This is a genomic window from Pseudomonas sp. T1.Ur (assembly GCF_023516725.1).
Classification (GTDB): Bacteria; Pseudomonadota; Gammaproteobacteria; order Pseudomonadales; family Pseudomonadaceae; genus Aquipseudomonas; species Aquipseudomonas alvandae.
In genome coordinates, this window is sequence record NZ_JAMGSN010000001.1 from 6,100,847 (window position 1) to 6,115,737 (window position 14,891).

General features: G+C 59.7%; 15 protein-coding genes. 10 read left to right on the forward strand and 5 right to left on the reverse strand.

All coding sequences use genetic code 11. The features are described 5' to 3' along the window. Positions 1–18: 18 nt before the first annotated feature. From M8Q45_RS27055 to fba, 4 genes are all read left to right on the forward strand, one after another. Positions 19–1,182: a phosphoglycerate kinase gene (locus M8Q45_RS27055; protein WP_249877099.1), complete on the forward strand. Its 1,164-nt coding sequence runs from the start codon at positions 19–21 to the stop codon at positions 1,180–1,182. Between the two features lie 31 nt (positions 1,183–1,213). Then, positions 1,214–1,438 (forward strand): hypothetical protein, encoded by a 225-nt coding sequence (locus tag M8Q45_RS27060; RefSeq protein WP_249877100.1) that lies wholly within the window; start codon positions 1,214–1,216, stop codon positions 1,436–1,438. 57 nt (positions 1,439–1,495) lie between these two features. Next, positions 1,496–1,831, forward strand: coding sequence for an MliC family protein (locus tag M8Q45_RS27065; protein ID WP_249877101.1), 336 nt, complete (start codon positions 1,496–1,498; stop codon positions 1,829–1,831). 275 nt (positions 1,832–2,106) lie between these two features. Then, positions 2,107–3,171 carry a class II fructose-bisphosphate aldolase gene (gene fba / locus M8Q45_RS27070; RefSeq protein WP_003177554.1) on the forward strand — a complete coding sequence of 355 codons (1,065 nt, stop codon included), beginning with the start codon at positions 2,107–2,109 and terminating at the stop codon, positions 3,169–3,171. A gap of 221 nt (positions 3,172–3,392) precedes the next feature. Here fba and M8Q45_RS27075 read toward each other — a convergent pair whose 3' ends face one another. Continuing rightward, a complete protein-coding gene (locus M8Q45_RS27075) occupies positions 3,393–3,677 on the reverse strand; it encodes a fructose-bisphosphate aldolase (RefSeq protein ID WP_249877102.1) in 285 nt (94 codons plus the stop codon). 596 nt (positions 3,678–4,273) lie between these two features. On the opposite strand from M8Q45_RS27075, the gene M8Q45_RS27080 reads away from it, so the two are divergent. Beyond that, complete coding sequence (locus M8Q45_RS27080) at positions 4,274–4,525, forward strand: helix-turn-helix transcriptional regulator (RefSeq protein ID WP_249877103.1); 252 nt, start codon at positions 4,274–4,276, stop codon at positions 4,523–4,525. Continuing rightward, entirely contained in the window at positions 4,518–5,783 is a 1,266-nt protein-coding gene (locus tag M8Q45_RS27085; protein WP_249877104.1) for a type II toxin-antitoxin system HipA family toxin, read from the forward strand. The genes M8Q45_RS27080 and M8Q45_RS27085 overlap by 8 nt, the downstream gene beginning before the upstream one ends. A gap of 197 nt (positions 5,784–5,980) precedes the next feature. Here M8Q45_RS27085 and M8Q45_RS27090 read toward each other — a convergent pair whose 3' ends face one another. Continuing rightward, the gene (locus M8Q45_RS27090; protein ID WP_249877105.1) at positions 5,981–6,649 is read right to left on the reverse strand and encodes a polysaccharide lyase family 7 protein; all 669 of its coding nucleotides are present in this window, start codon (positions 6,647–6,649) and stop codon (positions 5,981–5,983) included. Positions 6,650–6,991: 342 nt separating this feature from the next. Then, a complete protein-coding gene (locus M8Q45_RS27095; RefSeq protein WP_249877106.1) occupies positions 6,992–7,663 on the reverse strand; it encodes a polysaccharide lyase family 7 protein in 672 nt (223 codons plus the stop codon). 323 nt (positions 7,664–7,986) lie between these two features. Between M8Q45_RS27095 and M8Q45_RS27100 the strand changes: the two genes are divergently transcribed. From M8Q45_RS27100 to M8Q45_RS27110, 3 genes are read left to right on the forward strand one after another with little or no spacing between them, the layout of a single operon-like run. Further along, on the forward strand, positions 7,987–10,110 hold the full coding sequence (locus tag M8Q45_RS27100; protein ID WP_249877107.1) for a putative bifunctional diguanylate cyclase/phosphodiesterase: 2,124 nt from the start codon (positions 7,987–7,989) through the stop codon (positions 10,108–10,110). A gap of 42 nt (positions 10,111–10,152) precedes the next feature. After that, the gene (locus M8Q45_RS27105) at positions 10,153–10,656 is read left to right on the forward strand and encodes a M48 metallopeptidase family protein (protein ID WP_249877108.1); all 504 of its coding nucleotides are present in this window, start codon (positions 10,153–10,155) and stop codon (positions 10,654–10,656) included. Positions 10,657–10,660: 4 nt separating this feature from the next. Continuing rightward, positions 10,661–10,957: a winged helix-turn-helix domain-containing protein gene (locus M8Q45_RS27110; RefSeq protein ID WP_249877109.1), complete on the forward strand. Its 297-nt coding sequence runs from the start codon at positions 10,661–10,663 to the stop codon at positions 10,955–10,957. A gap of 94 nt (positions 10,958–11,051) precedes the next feature. On the opposite strand, the gene M8Q45_RS27115 is transcribed toward M8Q45_RS27110, so the two are convergent. Then, positions 11,052–11,504 (reverse strand): GNAT family N-acetyltransferase, encoded by a 453-nt coding sequence (locus M8Q45_RS27115; protein WP_249877110.1) that lies wholly within the window; start codon positions 11,502–11,504, stop codon positions 11,052–11,054. A 258-nt stretch (positions 11,505–11,762) separates the two neighbouring features. Here M8Q45_RS27115 and M8Q45_RS27120 point away from each other — a divergent pair, with 258 nt between their 5' ends. Beyond that, positions 11,763–12,500 (forward strand): substrate-binding periplasmic protein, encoded by a 738-nt coding sequence (locus M8Q45_RS27120; RefSeq protein WP_249877111.1) that lies wholly within the window; start codon positions 11,763–11,765, stop codon positions 12,498–12,500. 115 nt (positions 12,501–12,615) lie between these two features. On the opposite strand, the gene yccS is transcribed toward M8Q45_RS27120, so the two are convergent. Then, complete coding sequence (yccS, locus tag M8Q45_RS27125) at positions 12,616–14,787, reverse strand: YccS family putative transporter (RefSeq protein ID WP_249877112.1); 2,172 nt, start codon at positions 14,785–14,787, stop codon at positions 12,616–12,618. Between the last annotated feature and the right edge of the window lie 104 nt (positions 14,788–14,891).

The window sequence follows — 14,891 nt, forward strand, 5'->3', positions numbered from 1 at the left end:
ACCCAGGAATTGCGACCCATGACCGTGTTGAAGATGTCCGACCTCGATCTGCAAGGTAAGCGCGTATTGATCCGCGAAGACCTCAACGTCCCCGTCAAGGACGGTGTTGTCACCAGCGACGCGCGCATCCTGGCCTCGCTGCCGACCATCAAGCTGGCCCTGGAAAAAGGCGCGGCCGTGATGGTCTGCTCGCACCTGGGCCGTCCGACCGAAGGCGAATTCTCGGCGGAAAACAGCCTCAAGCCTGTCGCCGACTACCTGAGCAAAGCCCTGGGCCGTGACGTGCCGCTGGTCGCCGATTACCTGGGTGGTATCGACGTCAAGGCTGGCGACGTCGTGCTGTTCGAAAACGTGCGCTTCAACAAAGGCGAGAAAAAGAACGCCGACGAACTGGCCCAGCAATACGCCGCCTTGTGCGACGTGTTCGTGATGGACGCCTTCGGCACCGCCCACCGCGCCGAGGGTTCGACCCATGGCGTGGCGAAGTTCGCCAAGGTTGCTGCCGCAGGTCCACTGCTGGCCGCCGAACTCGATGCGCTGGGCAAGGCCCTGGGTTCTCCGGCCCAGCCGATGGCCGCTATCGTCGCCGGCTCCAAGGTGTCGACCAAGCTCGACGTACTCAACAGCCTGAGCCAAGTCTGCAATCAGTTGATCGTCGGTGGCGGCATCGCCAACACCTTCCTCGCTGCGGCCGGCCATCCGGTTGGCAAGTCGCTGTACGAGCCGGACCTGCTGGACACCGCCCGTGAAATCGCCGCCAAGGTCAGCGTGCCGCTGCCGGTGGACGTGGTGGTCGCCAAGGAATTTGCCGAAAGCGCCACCGCCACCGTGAAGCTGATCGCCGACGTGGCCGAAGACGACATGATCCTCGACATTGGCCCGCAAACGGCGGCCAATTTCGCTGAACTGCTGAAATCTTCCCAGACCATCCTGTGGAACGGTCCAGTTGGGGTATTCGAGTTCGACCAGTTCGGCAACGGCACAAAGGTACTGGCCCAGGCCATTGCCGAGAGCGCTGCGTTTTCCATCGCCGGCGGTGGCGATACCCTGGCGGCCATCGATAAATATGGCGTGGCCGAGCAGATCTCCTACATTTCTACCGGCGGTGGTGCGTTCCTCGAATTCGTCGAAGGCAAAGTGTTGCCAGCCGTGGAAGTCCTGGAAAGCCGGGCCAAGGCCTGAGGCAGCGTTGACCAGGCAAAGGAGTGTTCCAATGGTCAAGACGTTCATGGCGCTGATGGCTGCGACGTTGCTGGCGGCCTGTTCCAGCAGCCCGAAAGCCACGGCGCCGGACAATGCGGCGCCAACGCCCGAGGATGGCTGCTACCAGGCTGACTGGCAGGCCGAGACCAACCCGGTGCTGAACAAGCGTTCCGGGCCGGACGGCCTGGATAAATACGAGACGCAAGCGCCGGTCAAGGAACATGGTTGCCCTTGACGGGTCAGACTCTTTAACTCATGGCGGGCGGCCTGTGCCGCCCGTCGAGGAACACGGATGAAAGGCTTTGTCGCCGTCATGGCGTTGGCATTGTTGGCCGGTTGCTCGCAACTGGGTTTTCTGCAGTCGTCCGAACCCGTTGCAGAGGGCTGGACGAGTTGGACGTGTGACAGCGAGGCCAAGGTGCTCTGGCGTTACACCGATACAGCGCGCAAGGCCGTCGATGTCCGCCTGGGCGGTGCCGAGAAGGTTTATCGGCTCAAGCTGGAGCCGGGTGCCGAAGGTTCGCTGTACAGCGATGACATGCTGGCGTTTCACATCAAGGGTGAGGAAGGCCTGGTGTATTGGGTCGCCACCAATGATCTGATTGGGCGTGGTTGTAGGGCGCAATGACAGGATTGATCTGATTCACCGAGATCTGAATGTGGAAGCAGATCCAGTGTGGGAGCGAGCTTGCTCGCGATAGCGGCCTATCAGGCAACAGTGATGTTGAATGTGTCGCCCTCATCGCGAGCAAGCTCGCTCCCACAGGGAACGCGTCAATATTTGGATTTAGCGATACCGAACAGGCGGCTCGGGCCAACCCCGATCCGCAATGACTTGAATAGCCGCCGCCGCTCCGGCAGGCTGGCACGATTAACGACCCTCGACCGGGAGAGATACACACAATGGCACTTATCAGCATGCGTCAGATGCTGGACCACGCAGCCGAGTTCGGCTACGGCGTCCCAGCCTTTAACGTCAACAACCTTGAGCAGATGCGCGCCATCATGGAAGCCGCTGACAAGACTGACTCCCCGGTGATCGTCCAGGCTTCGGCCGGTGCCCGCAAATACGCCGGCGCGCCGTTCCTGCGCCACCTGATCCTGGCGGCAATCGAAGAATTCCCGCACATCCCGGTGTGCATGCACCAGGACCACGGCACTAGCCCTGACGTCTGCCAGCGCTCGATCCAACTGGGTTTCAGCTCGGTAATGATGGACGGCTCCCTGGGCGAAGACGGCAAGACCCCGACCGACTACGAGTACAACGTGCGCGTCACCCAGCAGACCGTCGCCATGGCCCACGCCTGCGGCGTCTCGGTGGAAGGCGAACTGGGTTGCCTGGGCTCGCTGGAAACCGGCATGGCGGGTGAAGAAGACGGTATCGGTGCCGAAGGCGTGCTGGACCACAGCCAGATGCTGACCGACCCGGAAGAAGCCGCCGACTTCGTCAAGAAAACCCAAGTCGACGCCCTGGCCATCGCCATCGGCACCAGCCACGGCGCGTACAAGTTCACCAAGCCGCCCACCGGCGACGTGCTGGCCATCGACCGCATCAAGGAAATCCACAAGCGCATCCCCAACACCCACCTGGTGATGCACGGCTCGTCCTCGGTACCGCAGGAGTGGCTGGCGATCATCAACCAGTACGGCGGCGACATCAAGGAAACCTACGGCGTGCCGGTTGAAGAAATCGTCGAAGGCATCAAGTACGGCGTGCGCAAGGTCAACATCGACACTGACCTGCGCCTGGCGTCCACCGGTGCCATGCGTCGTCTGATGGCGACCAACCCGAGCGAGTTTGATCCGCGCAAGTTCTTCGGTGCGACCGTGACGGCGATGCGTGATGTGTGTATCGCCCGTTATGAGGCGTTTGGTACGGCGGGGAATGCTTCGAAGATCAAGCCGATCTCTCTGGAAGCGATGTATCAGCGGTATTTGAAGGGTGAGTTGAACGCTAAGGTTAATTGATGTTTTAGCGTTGTGAGAAAACCCGCAGTGATGCGGGTTTTTTTATGTTTGGGGTTTGGGTGTATATCCGTTTTTGTAGGTAACGGCTGCTTATGGTTTCGCTTTATCGGATATACACAAAGATCTTGGTAGCGCTGTGTCGGTCGACATCCATGCTGCTGACCCGGCGCTATCGCGAGCAAGCTCGCTCCCACAGGGGATCATCTTCCACCGGGAGGGTTTTATTGGTCTTCGAGGCCGCGCTGTTCAATGACGCCGAACACGTCGGTGACGTCCTGGACGAGGATCCGGGCGACATTGGTGAGAGTATTGAAATCGTCAGCAGCCGAGTCGCGCAAGGTGGCGCAGGCCATGAGTGTCAGGTAGTCGAGCGTGGCATGCAAGCGTTCGCTGGCGCAGGCGTGGAGCTCGGTCAGTGGGACGGTTTTATCGATGAACAGGACGGGCTGGGTGGTGGCGATCGGGGTGAGCGGAGTGAAGCGAGTGGGCAATTGTTCGGCTTTCATGACAAACCTCTAACTCAAATAGATATTTGCCACCGTTCGCTGCGAAACAAATTGGGTGGCAGCCATGTGCGGGTTCGCAGACCGAGGAGTTAGAGAAACCCGGCAGACCCGAAGATCTCCCACACACAGCCGCCATGAAAAGCCGAGGTAGGCGGGATAGGCCTACATCGATTTCTGACGGTCGTGATTCTAACCCACCAGGGCTGCGAAACCCCTGCCCACCGACCAAAGCCAGCAGACCCCCGAACTATAGAGCAGATTCCCAACGCCAAAATCTCCCCTGTAGGACGCACCGGCCCCTGTGGCGAAGGAGCTTGCTCCCGCTCGGGGGCACAGCCGCCGTAAAAACCGGCAAATGCGGTAGGTCTGGAGGAAAGAGGGGCCGCTTCACGCCCAGCGGGAGCAAGCTCCCTCGCCACGGGGCGTAAATTCCTACGAGAATTTCGGAAGCGGAATTTCAAGCATCGTTATTTCTGTCGAGTACGCTAAGCGCCCCCCTGCTGCCGTCAGATGAAGTGCGGTGTGTTGACTTGAAATGTCCGTTAGAGTGGACATAATCTTATTTACCTATTAAAAAGTCCCTTATGGTGGACATTATGCTTATCCTGAATCCTTCTGCCTTAGGCGAGAGAGTACGTACGCTGCGCCGTGCCAAGGGCTATAGCCAACAGCAGCTCGCCGAAAGAGCCAGCTGCAACCGCAAGACCGTTATCGATCTTGAAGCGGGTGAGAATGTGGCCGTCTACACCTTGTTTCGGGTCGTATCGGCGCTGGGAATGGCCTTGGAAATCGTTGATAAACGCATCGACCTCAAATCCCTGGCTGAGCTGGTGGAGCATGATGAGTAGAGTCAAGCTGCTTAATGTCATGACACCACAAGGCTATAGCGGTGACTTGTCCAAAGGTTCGCAGTTCTCGTTTGCGTATGCCAGTGCCGAGGCGCCTCGGGAGGTCTCGCTGGTCATGCCCTATGACCCAACGCCGTCAGTCAGCAATATCCTTCATCCGATATTCGACATGAATGTGCCTGAGGGTTTTCTGGCGGACCAGATCAAGCGTCGGATGGCCAGGCATATGCAGGTCGATGACATGCGCCTGCTGTCGGTAATAGGCGGCAATCAAATCGGGCGACTCAGCTATATGAATCCAGTCGAGGCTTCGGTGCCGGTTCGTGCTCAGGTTGGACTGCAGGAAATTCTTTCGGCGGATATTTCACAAAGCGTTTTTGATTTTCTGGTCGATACGTATTTCGAGTCGGGTATTTCGGGTGTACAGCCCAAGGTACTCGTACCTGACTTGGACAAGCTGACAGGGGGTCGAAAGACCCTACTCAGCTCCGATCTGATCGTTAAATCCGGTGCCGAGGAGTATGCCCATCTGGCGCAAAATGAATTCCTTTGCTTGGAGGCGGCTCGCCTGGCAGGGCTTGAAACACCACCATTCTGGCTCTCGGAAAATGGCGAGTTGTTTGTCATGGAGAGGTTCGACCTGACCCCGTCCGGACGGCTGGGGTTCGAAGACATGGCAGTGTTGCTCAGCCTGCACAAAGATCCCCACGACAACTACAAATACTCCCAGAGCTACGAAATCCTCGCCGCAGTAGTGGAGCAGGTATGCCGTCATGCTGAACCGGTTCGCGAGTTGGAGCGCTTTTTTTCTTCGGTTTGCCTTTCGGTCATGGTGCGTAACGGTGATGCCCATCTAAAAAATTTTGGTGTTATCTATACGCATCCCGACGCGCTGGAAAGCGTGCGGTTGGCGCCGGTTTTCGATGTCACCACGACCACGGTTTATGAGCATTACAACCCCAAGTCTGGACGCTCACTGGTAGATCGCACATTGGCAATCAAGATGAACAAGGCAAAAACATATCCGGATCGCAAGCAGTTGATCGAGTTTGGCCGTAAGCATTGCAAAGTTGATAAGCCCGCTTTGATCATCGAGCGAATCGCCGATGCCATGAGCCAGGCGTTGGCGAGCAGCGGGCATCGAATTGATGGCGAGTTGCTGGAGGGTATGCGAAGGGAGTGGGACGCGGGTCGGCTTGCCGCACTTCATGATTCGGCTCCGTTGCGGTTCAGGGGGAAGCCATTGGCACAAAAATGAAGCCGAGGCTGGTCGCAAGGATGCTGGACGCACTGGCCCCCGTGGCGAGGGAGCTTGCTCCCGCTCGGGGGCGCAGCCGCCGTAAAACCGGCAAATGCGGTAGGTCTGGAGGAAAGAGGGGCCGCTTCGCAGCCCAGCGGGAGCAAGCTCCCTCGCCGCGGGACGTAAATTCCTACGAGATTTTCAGAAGCAGAAAATCAGGTGTTGTGATCGATATCCAGCACGCTGAACGTCACCTTGCCACCTTCGCTGGTATAGCCCGTGTTGTCCTGCACATACACCCCGGCCTTGAAGTACAACGGCTTGTCGCGCCAGGCGCGACCGACGGTGGTGTACCAGCTGTTACCCGCCGCGGTAATGCCCAGGTCGCCGGTACGATCCAGGTGGATCCGGTAGGAGAAGGAGCGGTTGAGTTTCACCCCCGTAGCGACCGTGATGACCCGGCCTTCGCTGTCATCGGGACGCATGCGGACCTTGGCGACGATGTTGCCGGTGGCGCTGGAGTCGCTGTATTGGTATTCCAGCTTGACCATGGGCTTGCTGCTGTCCTTGGCATGGATCTGACCAATCACGATCTTGCCGCTGCTGGGCACCTGATTGACCACGAGGCTCGCCCGCAGCTGGTTGTCGGCGTCGGGGTAGACCCAGTTGCGCAGGGTGCCGTCCTTGTAGGTCTCGCGCAGTTCGCTGCGCGGGTAAATGGCATTCTCTGTCTTGGTGCCGGTCACCGGTGACCAGAAGTACACCGTGCTGCCTGAGGAGTTGAAATACTTGTCCTGGAACCCGTCCACCAAGCGAGGGGTTTCGATGGTTTTCGGCGGGCTGCCTTCGGGAATGCTCAGGTTCCAGGTTGCAAGATCGACCATGTTCGGATCCTTTCTGAGGAGAAGAAATGATTTACGCCACAGCCGGAGGCTCTAAGACGCGCTTTTTCCGACGCCAAGAAGGGGTGAGGACGAAGATTTGACACAGTCGTCCGGCGGAGGGTTGGCGTCAGCAGACCGTCAGAGTGGCGTTTTCCAGTTTTGTGCCCGAAAAAAAAGACCATTGGTCGATTATCCGGATCTTCTTGGGAACCTTATGGGGTGGCGATTTGGCACCCATGCCTGAATCAGCGCAAAAAAAAGCACCCGGAACCGGATGCCTTCTAAAGGGGAGGGCCGATAGCAGCGATCCGTGCTGCTCTGACGGCGGGAAGGGTGGGGCAATCAAAGGGTGGCGTGTTTGATTTCCAGCAGGCTGAACGTCACTTTTCCGCCTTCGGTGACATAGCCGGTGTTGTCCTGGACATAAACGCCGGCCTTGAAATACAGCGGCTTTACCTTCCAGCTCGGGTCGACGGTGGTACGCCAGTTGTAGCCCGCCGCGCTGATGCCGAGTGCGCCCTTGGGGCTCAGGTGGATCATGTAGGAAAAGCTGCGGTTCAGGGTCACGCCGGTGGCAATGGTGATCACCTGGCCCGTCTCGTCATCAGGTCGCATGCGCACCTTGGCGACGATGTTCCCGGTGGAGCTGTAGGCTTTGTATTGGTATTCCAGCTTCACCATCGGGCTGGTGCTGTCCTTGGTGTGAATCTGGCCAATCACGATCTTGCCGGTGCTGGGTACCTGATTGACGGTGATAGTGGCGCGCAGGGTGTTGTCCGCCGCCGGGTAAAGCCAATTGCGCAGGGTGCCGTCGGGATAGGTTTCGCGCAGTTCGCTGCGCGGGTAAATCGCGTTGGCCGTCTTGGTGCCGGTTACCGGAGCCCAGAAGAACACGGTGCCGGTTTCGGCGTTGAAATATTGATCCTTGAACCCTTGCGCCAGGCGAGGGGTTTCGATGGTCATCGCCGGGCTGCCTTCGGGGATGCTCAAATTCCAGGTGGTGAGATCGATCATGTTCAGGTCCTACGTTTCGGATGTAAAAGGGGTACGCCGTGGCGGGAGGCTTTAAACCGCCCTTTTAAGCGTCTCGAAACGCTGGGTAGGGGCATTTTGTTGTTGACCGATCGGCGAATGTTTGACGTCAATTGTCCGTCGAGTGGGTCATTGCAGTTTCTGTGCCTGAGGAGGGTGACCGTTAGTCGGCTATTTCGGGCTTTGTCTGGATGATGGCGCGATGACACCTACTGCTTTTCAAAATCCCGGTCTAGAGTGAGATCACTGTATGTTGTCCGCCTTGCTCCATAGCGCGGACATGGCGCCCCGATAAGAGAAGCAGCATGGAATGCGCGCAACCCCCGTTTGGCGAAGACAGCTCTGTCCTTTTGATCGTTGATGACTACCCCGAAAACCTGCTCAGCATGCGAGCGTTGCTGCAGCGTCAGGATTGGCAGGTGATGACCGCGTCCTCGGGGATCGAGGCGCTGAACCTGCTGCTCGAACATGACATCGACCTGGTGCTGCTGGATGTGCAGATGCCGGACATGGACGGTTTCGAAGTGGCGCGCCTGATGCGCGGCAGCCAGCGTACGCGGCTCACGCCGATCATTTTCCTCACCGCCAACGAGCAGTCCCAGGACGCCGTCATCAAGGGCTACGCCAGTGGCGCGGTGGATTACCTGTTCAAACCCTTCGACCCACAGATCCTCAAGCCCAAGGTCCAGGCGTTGCTCGAGCACCAGCGCAACCGCCGGGCCTTGCAGCGCCTGAGCCAGGATCTCGAAGCGGCCCGGGCCTTCAATGCCTCGGTGCTGGACAACGCCGCCGAAGGGATCCTGGTGGTGGATGAAAACGGCTGTATCCGTTTCGCCAACCCCTCGACGTGCCGTCTGCTCAATGCCACCGCCGACCAGTTGCAAGGCATGCCTTTCCTCGATTATCTGCAGAAGCCCCATATCCCTGAGTGGACGGACTCGGAGATCCATACCGCCTACCAGCGCGGCGAAACCTGGCGCCTGCACGATGCGGTGTTGCGCACCGCACCCGGCCAGCAGGTGTCGGTGGCCCTGTCCTGTGCGCCTCTGCCCTCGGAACAGAAGGCCATGGTGGTGACGCTCCAGGACATGTCGGTGGTCCGCCATTTGCACCAGCAGTTGGAGTTCCAGGCTGTGACTGACCCGCTGACCGGCTTGCTCAACCGCAGGGGGTTCTATCAGACGGCGGAAAACCTGCTGATGCGCAGCGAACGGCTGGAAAGCAACTGGGTGCTGCTGTACCTGGACCTCGACGGCTTCAAGCGCGTCAACGATTCGCTGGGCCACGATGCCGGCGACCGGGTGCTGCGCTGGGTCTCCGAGCAATTGAAGGCCTGCCTGCGACCATTCGATATTCTCGCGCGGCTGGGCGGTGATGAGTTCACGGCCCTGCTGGACCTCGAAGTACCCGAGCAGGCTGCCAAGATCGCCGAGAAACTCATTGAACGGGTTTCGATCTGCCAGCAGATCGAAGGCATGGACGTGACGCTGGGGGCCAGCATCGGGATCGCAACTTACCCGGATTGCGGCTCCAACCTCGATGGCCTGCTGCGCGCTTCCGACATCGCGATGTACGAGGCCAAGCGCGCCGGCCGCCAGCAATATCGTTTTTATGACCACGAAATGAACGGTCGGGCCCGTTCACGGCTGATGCTCGAGGAAAGCGTGCGCTCGGCCATCGAAAACCGCGACTTCAATATGGTCTATCAACCCCAGGTCAGTATTCATGACGGACGCATTCGCGGGTTCGAGGCGCTGTTGCGTTGGCAGCACCCAAGCGTCGGCGATGTTCCGCCGGGCTTGTTCCTGCCGCTGTTGGAAGAGGCGCGGCTGATCAGCCGACTGGGCAGTTGGATCTACCACCGCAGCGCGGCCCAGCGCAAAGTCTGGGAGCGCTTGTTCGCCGAGGATCTGGTATTGGGCGTGAGCCTGAGCAGTACCCAGTTCGGCATGCCCAACCTGGTGACCGAGTTGCGCCAGGTCCTGGAGCGCCACGCCTTGAAGCCTCGGCAACTGGAGGTCGAGGTGACCGAGGATGCGCTGATGCGCAACCCGGACGAGACCCATAAGCAGCTGCGATTGCTGCGCCATCTGGGGGTGCGCGTGGCGCTGGATGACTTCGGTTCCGGGCCTTGCTCGTTGGCTCACCTGCGGGATCTGGAACTCGATACCCTCAAGCTCGACCGGCATTTGATCGCCCGCCTGCCAGGCTCGCCCCGGGATGCCGCGTTGGCTGCCTCGGTGATCGACCTGTGTCGGCAACTGGGTTTGCGAGTGATCGCCGAAGGGGTGGAGACCCGTGAGCAATATCAGTGGTTGCAGGCCCACGGATGCGAGTTCGTGCAGGGGTTTCTGGTGGCGCGCCCCTTGATGGCGGAAGACACCAACGCCTTCGCCAAGCCCTTCGACTGGAGCGCGGTCATCGCCTGAATTCGTTACACTGGCGGCCTTTTGTGATGGTGTGGCCGCCCGATGACTGCGCTCAAATACCTCCAGGCGTACCCCGCCGCCTTGCAAGCCCAGGTGCAGCAATTGATCGCCGAGGATCGGCTGGGCGATTACCTGCGCCAGCGCTATCCCGACCGGCATCCGATCCAGAGCGATAAGGCGTTGTACGCCTACGCGCTGGAACTCAAGCAGCAATACCTGCGTAACGCGCCGGCCATCGACAAGGTGCTGTTCGACAATCGCCTGGACCTGACGCATCGTGCACTGGGCCTGCATACAGCCGTGTCGCGCGTGCAAGGTGGCAAGCTCAAGGCCAAGAAGGAAATCCGCATCGCATCGTTGTTCAAGGAGGCGGCGCCCGAGTTCCTGAAGATGATCGTGGTTCACGAGCTGGCCCACTTCAAGGAGTCGGACCACAACAAGGCGTTCTATCAGCTGTGCGAGCACATGCTGCCGGGTTATCACCAGTTGGAATTCGACCTGCGGGTGTACCTGACCTGGCGGGACCTGCAACAAGACAAGGAATGATCGGATGGACGTCAGCAAGACCAAGAGCAGCTTCTATCGTCGCTTGTACGTGGCTTACCTGATCGACAGCGGCCTGGCCAGTAACGTGCCGGCCCTTACCGAAGTCACCGGCATGCCTCGGCGTACGGCCCAGGACACCGTCGCGGCGCTGGCGGACCTGGATATCCTGTGTGAGTTCGAGCAAGAAGAAGGCGCGCGCAACCATGCCGGGCGGTATCGGATTCGCGATTGGGGGGCGATTGAGCGGGGATGGATCGAGCAGAACCTGGAGCGGATCAAGGCTGTACTTGAGTATCCGTAGGCGCTGACGAGTGCAACGAGGCTGCGATCTTCCCACTGACAATGGAATCGAGCGTGAAGGATCAAGATCAAAGGATCGCAGCCTGAGGCAGCTCCTACGGACGATGCATACCGATATGCGGAATCCCATCTTCCAGATACTCGACACCTACCACTTCAAACCCATACCGTCCGTAATACCCCCGCAGATGCGCCTGGGCCGACAATGAAATCGATGTGCCGGGCCAATGCTGTTCGGCCTGCGCGAGCGCATGTTCCATCAGCTCATGACCTAGCCCCTGGCCGCGAGCTTCTGGCGCAATCACCACCCGGCCAATTACCACATCGCTGTTCTGCGAGTGGGGATCGAGCAAACGAAGGTAAGCGATCAGGTGATTGTCCCGCCAAGCCATCAAGTGGCACGTGTCGCCTTCCAGATCGAGTCCATCCACGTCCGGGTAGGCGCAGCTCTGCTCGACCACGAACACGTCGGCGCGCAATTTTAGAATGGCGTACAGCTGCTCCTTGCTCAGGTCGCTGTGATGTTTGCAGACCCAGTCGATATCCATTTTCTGAATTTCCTTGAATGCCTGATGCCGATATTAGGCGTCCTCACGTCGGAAGTCTCTTTTCGATTGATCGGAAAATCTGTGATAAAGACCAAAATGCCATCATGGATGTGTCGCGGTCTTGTCTTCTTTGTGTAATCTTCGATTCAGCCCTGCGCAGCGGTTTCGATGAGCTAACGTTAGGACCGGACGTCTGCGGATGTCCTTTGGATTTCGGCTAAAAACAAACCGGGCTTGAACCCGTCAAGGATGTTTGGCATGCCGCGATTGCATCGAGCTCTTGCTTTGGTCGGACTGCTGTTGCTGAGCCACAGCGTCTGCGCGCAGAAGTTGCGCCTGGTGGCCGATGCCTGGCCCCCTTTCACCGATTCGACCTTGGTCAACGGCGGCCTGGCGACCGATATCGTCACGACGGCCCTGGCGCGGGCGGGCTATGCCAGTGACTTCGAGCAGGTGCCCTGGGCACGGGCGATGCTGGGCATCAGTGAAGGGCGCTACGACGTGCTGATCAACGCCTGGTACGCCGAAGAACGCACCCATGTGGGACAGTTCTCGGCCGAATACTTGCTCAACCGCGTGCGCTTCATCAAGCGCAAGGACGCGGACATCGAGTTCGATAATCTGCAGCAGTTATATGCCTACCCCATCGCCGTGGTGCGTGGCTACGCCTATGCCAAGGCGTTCGACGAGGATGCACAGATGCAGAAGATCCCTGTGCACAACTTTGCGATGGCCGTGCGCATGCTGGCTGCCGACCGGGTGAAACTGACCTTGGAAGATGAGTACGTCGCCCGTTACTACCTGGCTCGGGAATCCCCGAAGGTGCGCAACGCCGTGGAGTTCCTGCCCAAGCCCCTGAGCGAAAACAGCCTGCACATATTGGTCAGCCTGAAGAACCCCGAGCACGAGCAGATCGTAGCCGGGTTCGATCGCGAGATTGCGGCGATGAGGGCGGATGGGAGTTATGAGCGGCTATTGAAGGCGCATGGGATGTAGAGCAGGAGCAGCTTCAAGCTTCAAGCTTCAAGCTTCACGCCCGGCGTCACGAACTTATAGCCTTGACTTGCAGCTTGCAGCTTGCAGCTTGCAGCTTGCAGCTTGCAGCCGGCCGTCAGGCCTTCATCAAATGCGCCGCCAACGTGCGCAACGGCCCCAGCTGGCGGCAGATCAAGGCCAGTTGAGTCTGCACCAGCCGCTGCCCTTCGTCGATTTCGTCGGGCATCTGCTCAAGCTCGCTGGCCAGGGCTTCCTCTTCGTCACTCTGGATGGCAATCGACTGTTTGCTCGCCAGGCCTTGGGCGATTTCATCGATGCTGGACGCCAGTTTTACGCCCGCGCCGTCGATCAGGTATTCGCGCACTTCCGTTGGCAATTCCGTGCCCCGGTGGGCGCCCAGGCCTGACAGGTAGCTGAGCAACGTGTGGGACAACACCAGGAAGCGGAATCCGACGTCGGCCTCCTTACGGAAATGCCCAGGCTCCATCAGCATGTTCGCCAGCGTGGTGGACAGCGCCGCATCGGCGTTATGGGCGTTGCGGCGGGCCAGGCGATAGGCCAGGTCGTCACTTTTGCCGGCCGCGTATTGCTGCATGATCTGGCGCAGGTAGATGCTGTTGCAGGTGAGCGTGTTGGCAAGCACTTTGTTCAGTCGCCGGCCCTGCCAGTCGGGCAGGAACAGGAACACTGCCAGCCCGGCGATCAGGCTGCCTACCAAGGTATCGAATAGCCGTGGCAGCAGCAGGCCGTAGCCGTCGCCGACCTGGTTGAAGCAGAACAGCACCATGATGGTGATGGCTGCGGTCGCCAGGGTATAGCGGGTGGTGCGGTTGGTGAAGAAGATGACCCCGGCGACGATGGCGAAGCACGATTGCACCAGGGGATTCGGGAACAGATCAAACAGCGCCCAGGACACTGTCAGGCCAATCGCGGTGCCAATGATCCGCTGGCCGAGCTTGCGCCGGGTGGCGCCGTAGTTGGGTTGGCAAACGAACAGCGTGGTCAGGACGATCCAGTAACCCTGGGACGGGTGGATCAGGTGCACCATGGCGTAGCCCACGCTCAAGGCCAACGGTAATCGCAACGCGTGACGAAACAGCAGCGAGGTGGGCGTGAGCTGGGTACGCAGGCGTACCCAGACGTCCTTGAGGTTGCGTGGTGAGCGGTCCAGGAGGCTGCTGTCGGTGGCGTCGGCCAACGCGTCGGGATTGCTCGCATCGCTGAGCAGGCGGTCCATCGTGCCAAGGTTCACCGACAATGCGCGCAGCGAACGCAGCAAGCCGCGCCACGCCGGGTTGCTCTGGATGCGCAAATGTTCGAGGGACGCGTGCAGGTCGTTCAACGCCTCGGCAAAGCTGTCGTCATAGACGAACGGCTGGCGCAGCTGGATCGACTCCGCCAGAGCCTGGCAGGCTTTGCCCTGCTGGCGCAGCAGGCGCTGGCAGCGAAACAGCACATCGCTGTGAAAGAAGGCTTCGGCCAGCGCGTTATAGGGGTAATGGGAAGAGCTCGCGCGTTCGTGGATGTCCTGGGCGAGAAAATACAGCTTCAGGTAGCGGCTGACTTTCGAGCCGGGTCGGCCGTTGCCGACGCGGTGCAGGATGATTTCCTTGGCGCTGTTGAGCGCGGCGACGACCCGGCCGTTCTGCTGGGCCAGTTCCAGGCGTCGCGCCTCGACGTCCAGTTGGCGGATCGGTTCGAGCAACGACGACTTGAGCTTCAGGTAACGCCCCAATTCGCGAAACAGCCGCGCCAGGCTTTGCTGCACCGGTTGGTTGGAAAACAGCGCGTGCCAGAGGACCGAGAGCAGGCCATACCACGCGGCACCGGCCACCAGCAGTGAAGGTTCGTGCCAGAAGTCGGTCACCGCGCCGCCGCGCTGGTCCACGCCGATGATGGTGTAGACCGAGAGAATCAAGGTGGCCGAGGCGATCGCGCCGTAGCGTTCGCCCAAGGCGCCAAGCATGGTCAGGCCAAAGGCAGCCAGGGCCAGGGCGACAATGAACAGGACGGGGTAGGGAAACAGCAACTCCACCGACAGTGCAGCAACGGTGAAGCACACCAGCGTCACGACCAGGGCGTTGAGGCGGCCTTGCCAACTGTCATCGGTCTCGGCCAGGGCGCTGGCGATGATGCCCAGGAACAGGGGAATCAGCAGCCCCATTTCATCCAGATACCAGCACAGCCCCATGCTGCCGGTCAGGGCGATGAACACCCGCACGCTATAACTGAACTTGTCCAGCGCCCAAAGGCGCCGCAGGGATTGGCTAAACGAGGTCGATGACATGAAGTGCAAGGGCCTGACGGGCAATGACGCTAAATTGAGGCAGTAATGACGCCGATGCAATGGCGGCGATCACATCTGACAGCAAAAAGTGTTCCGGAAGCCGC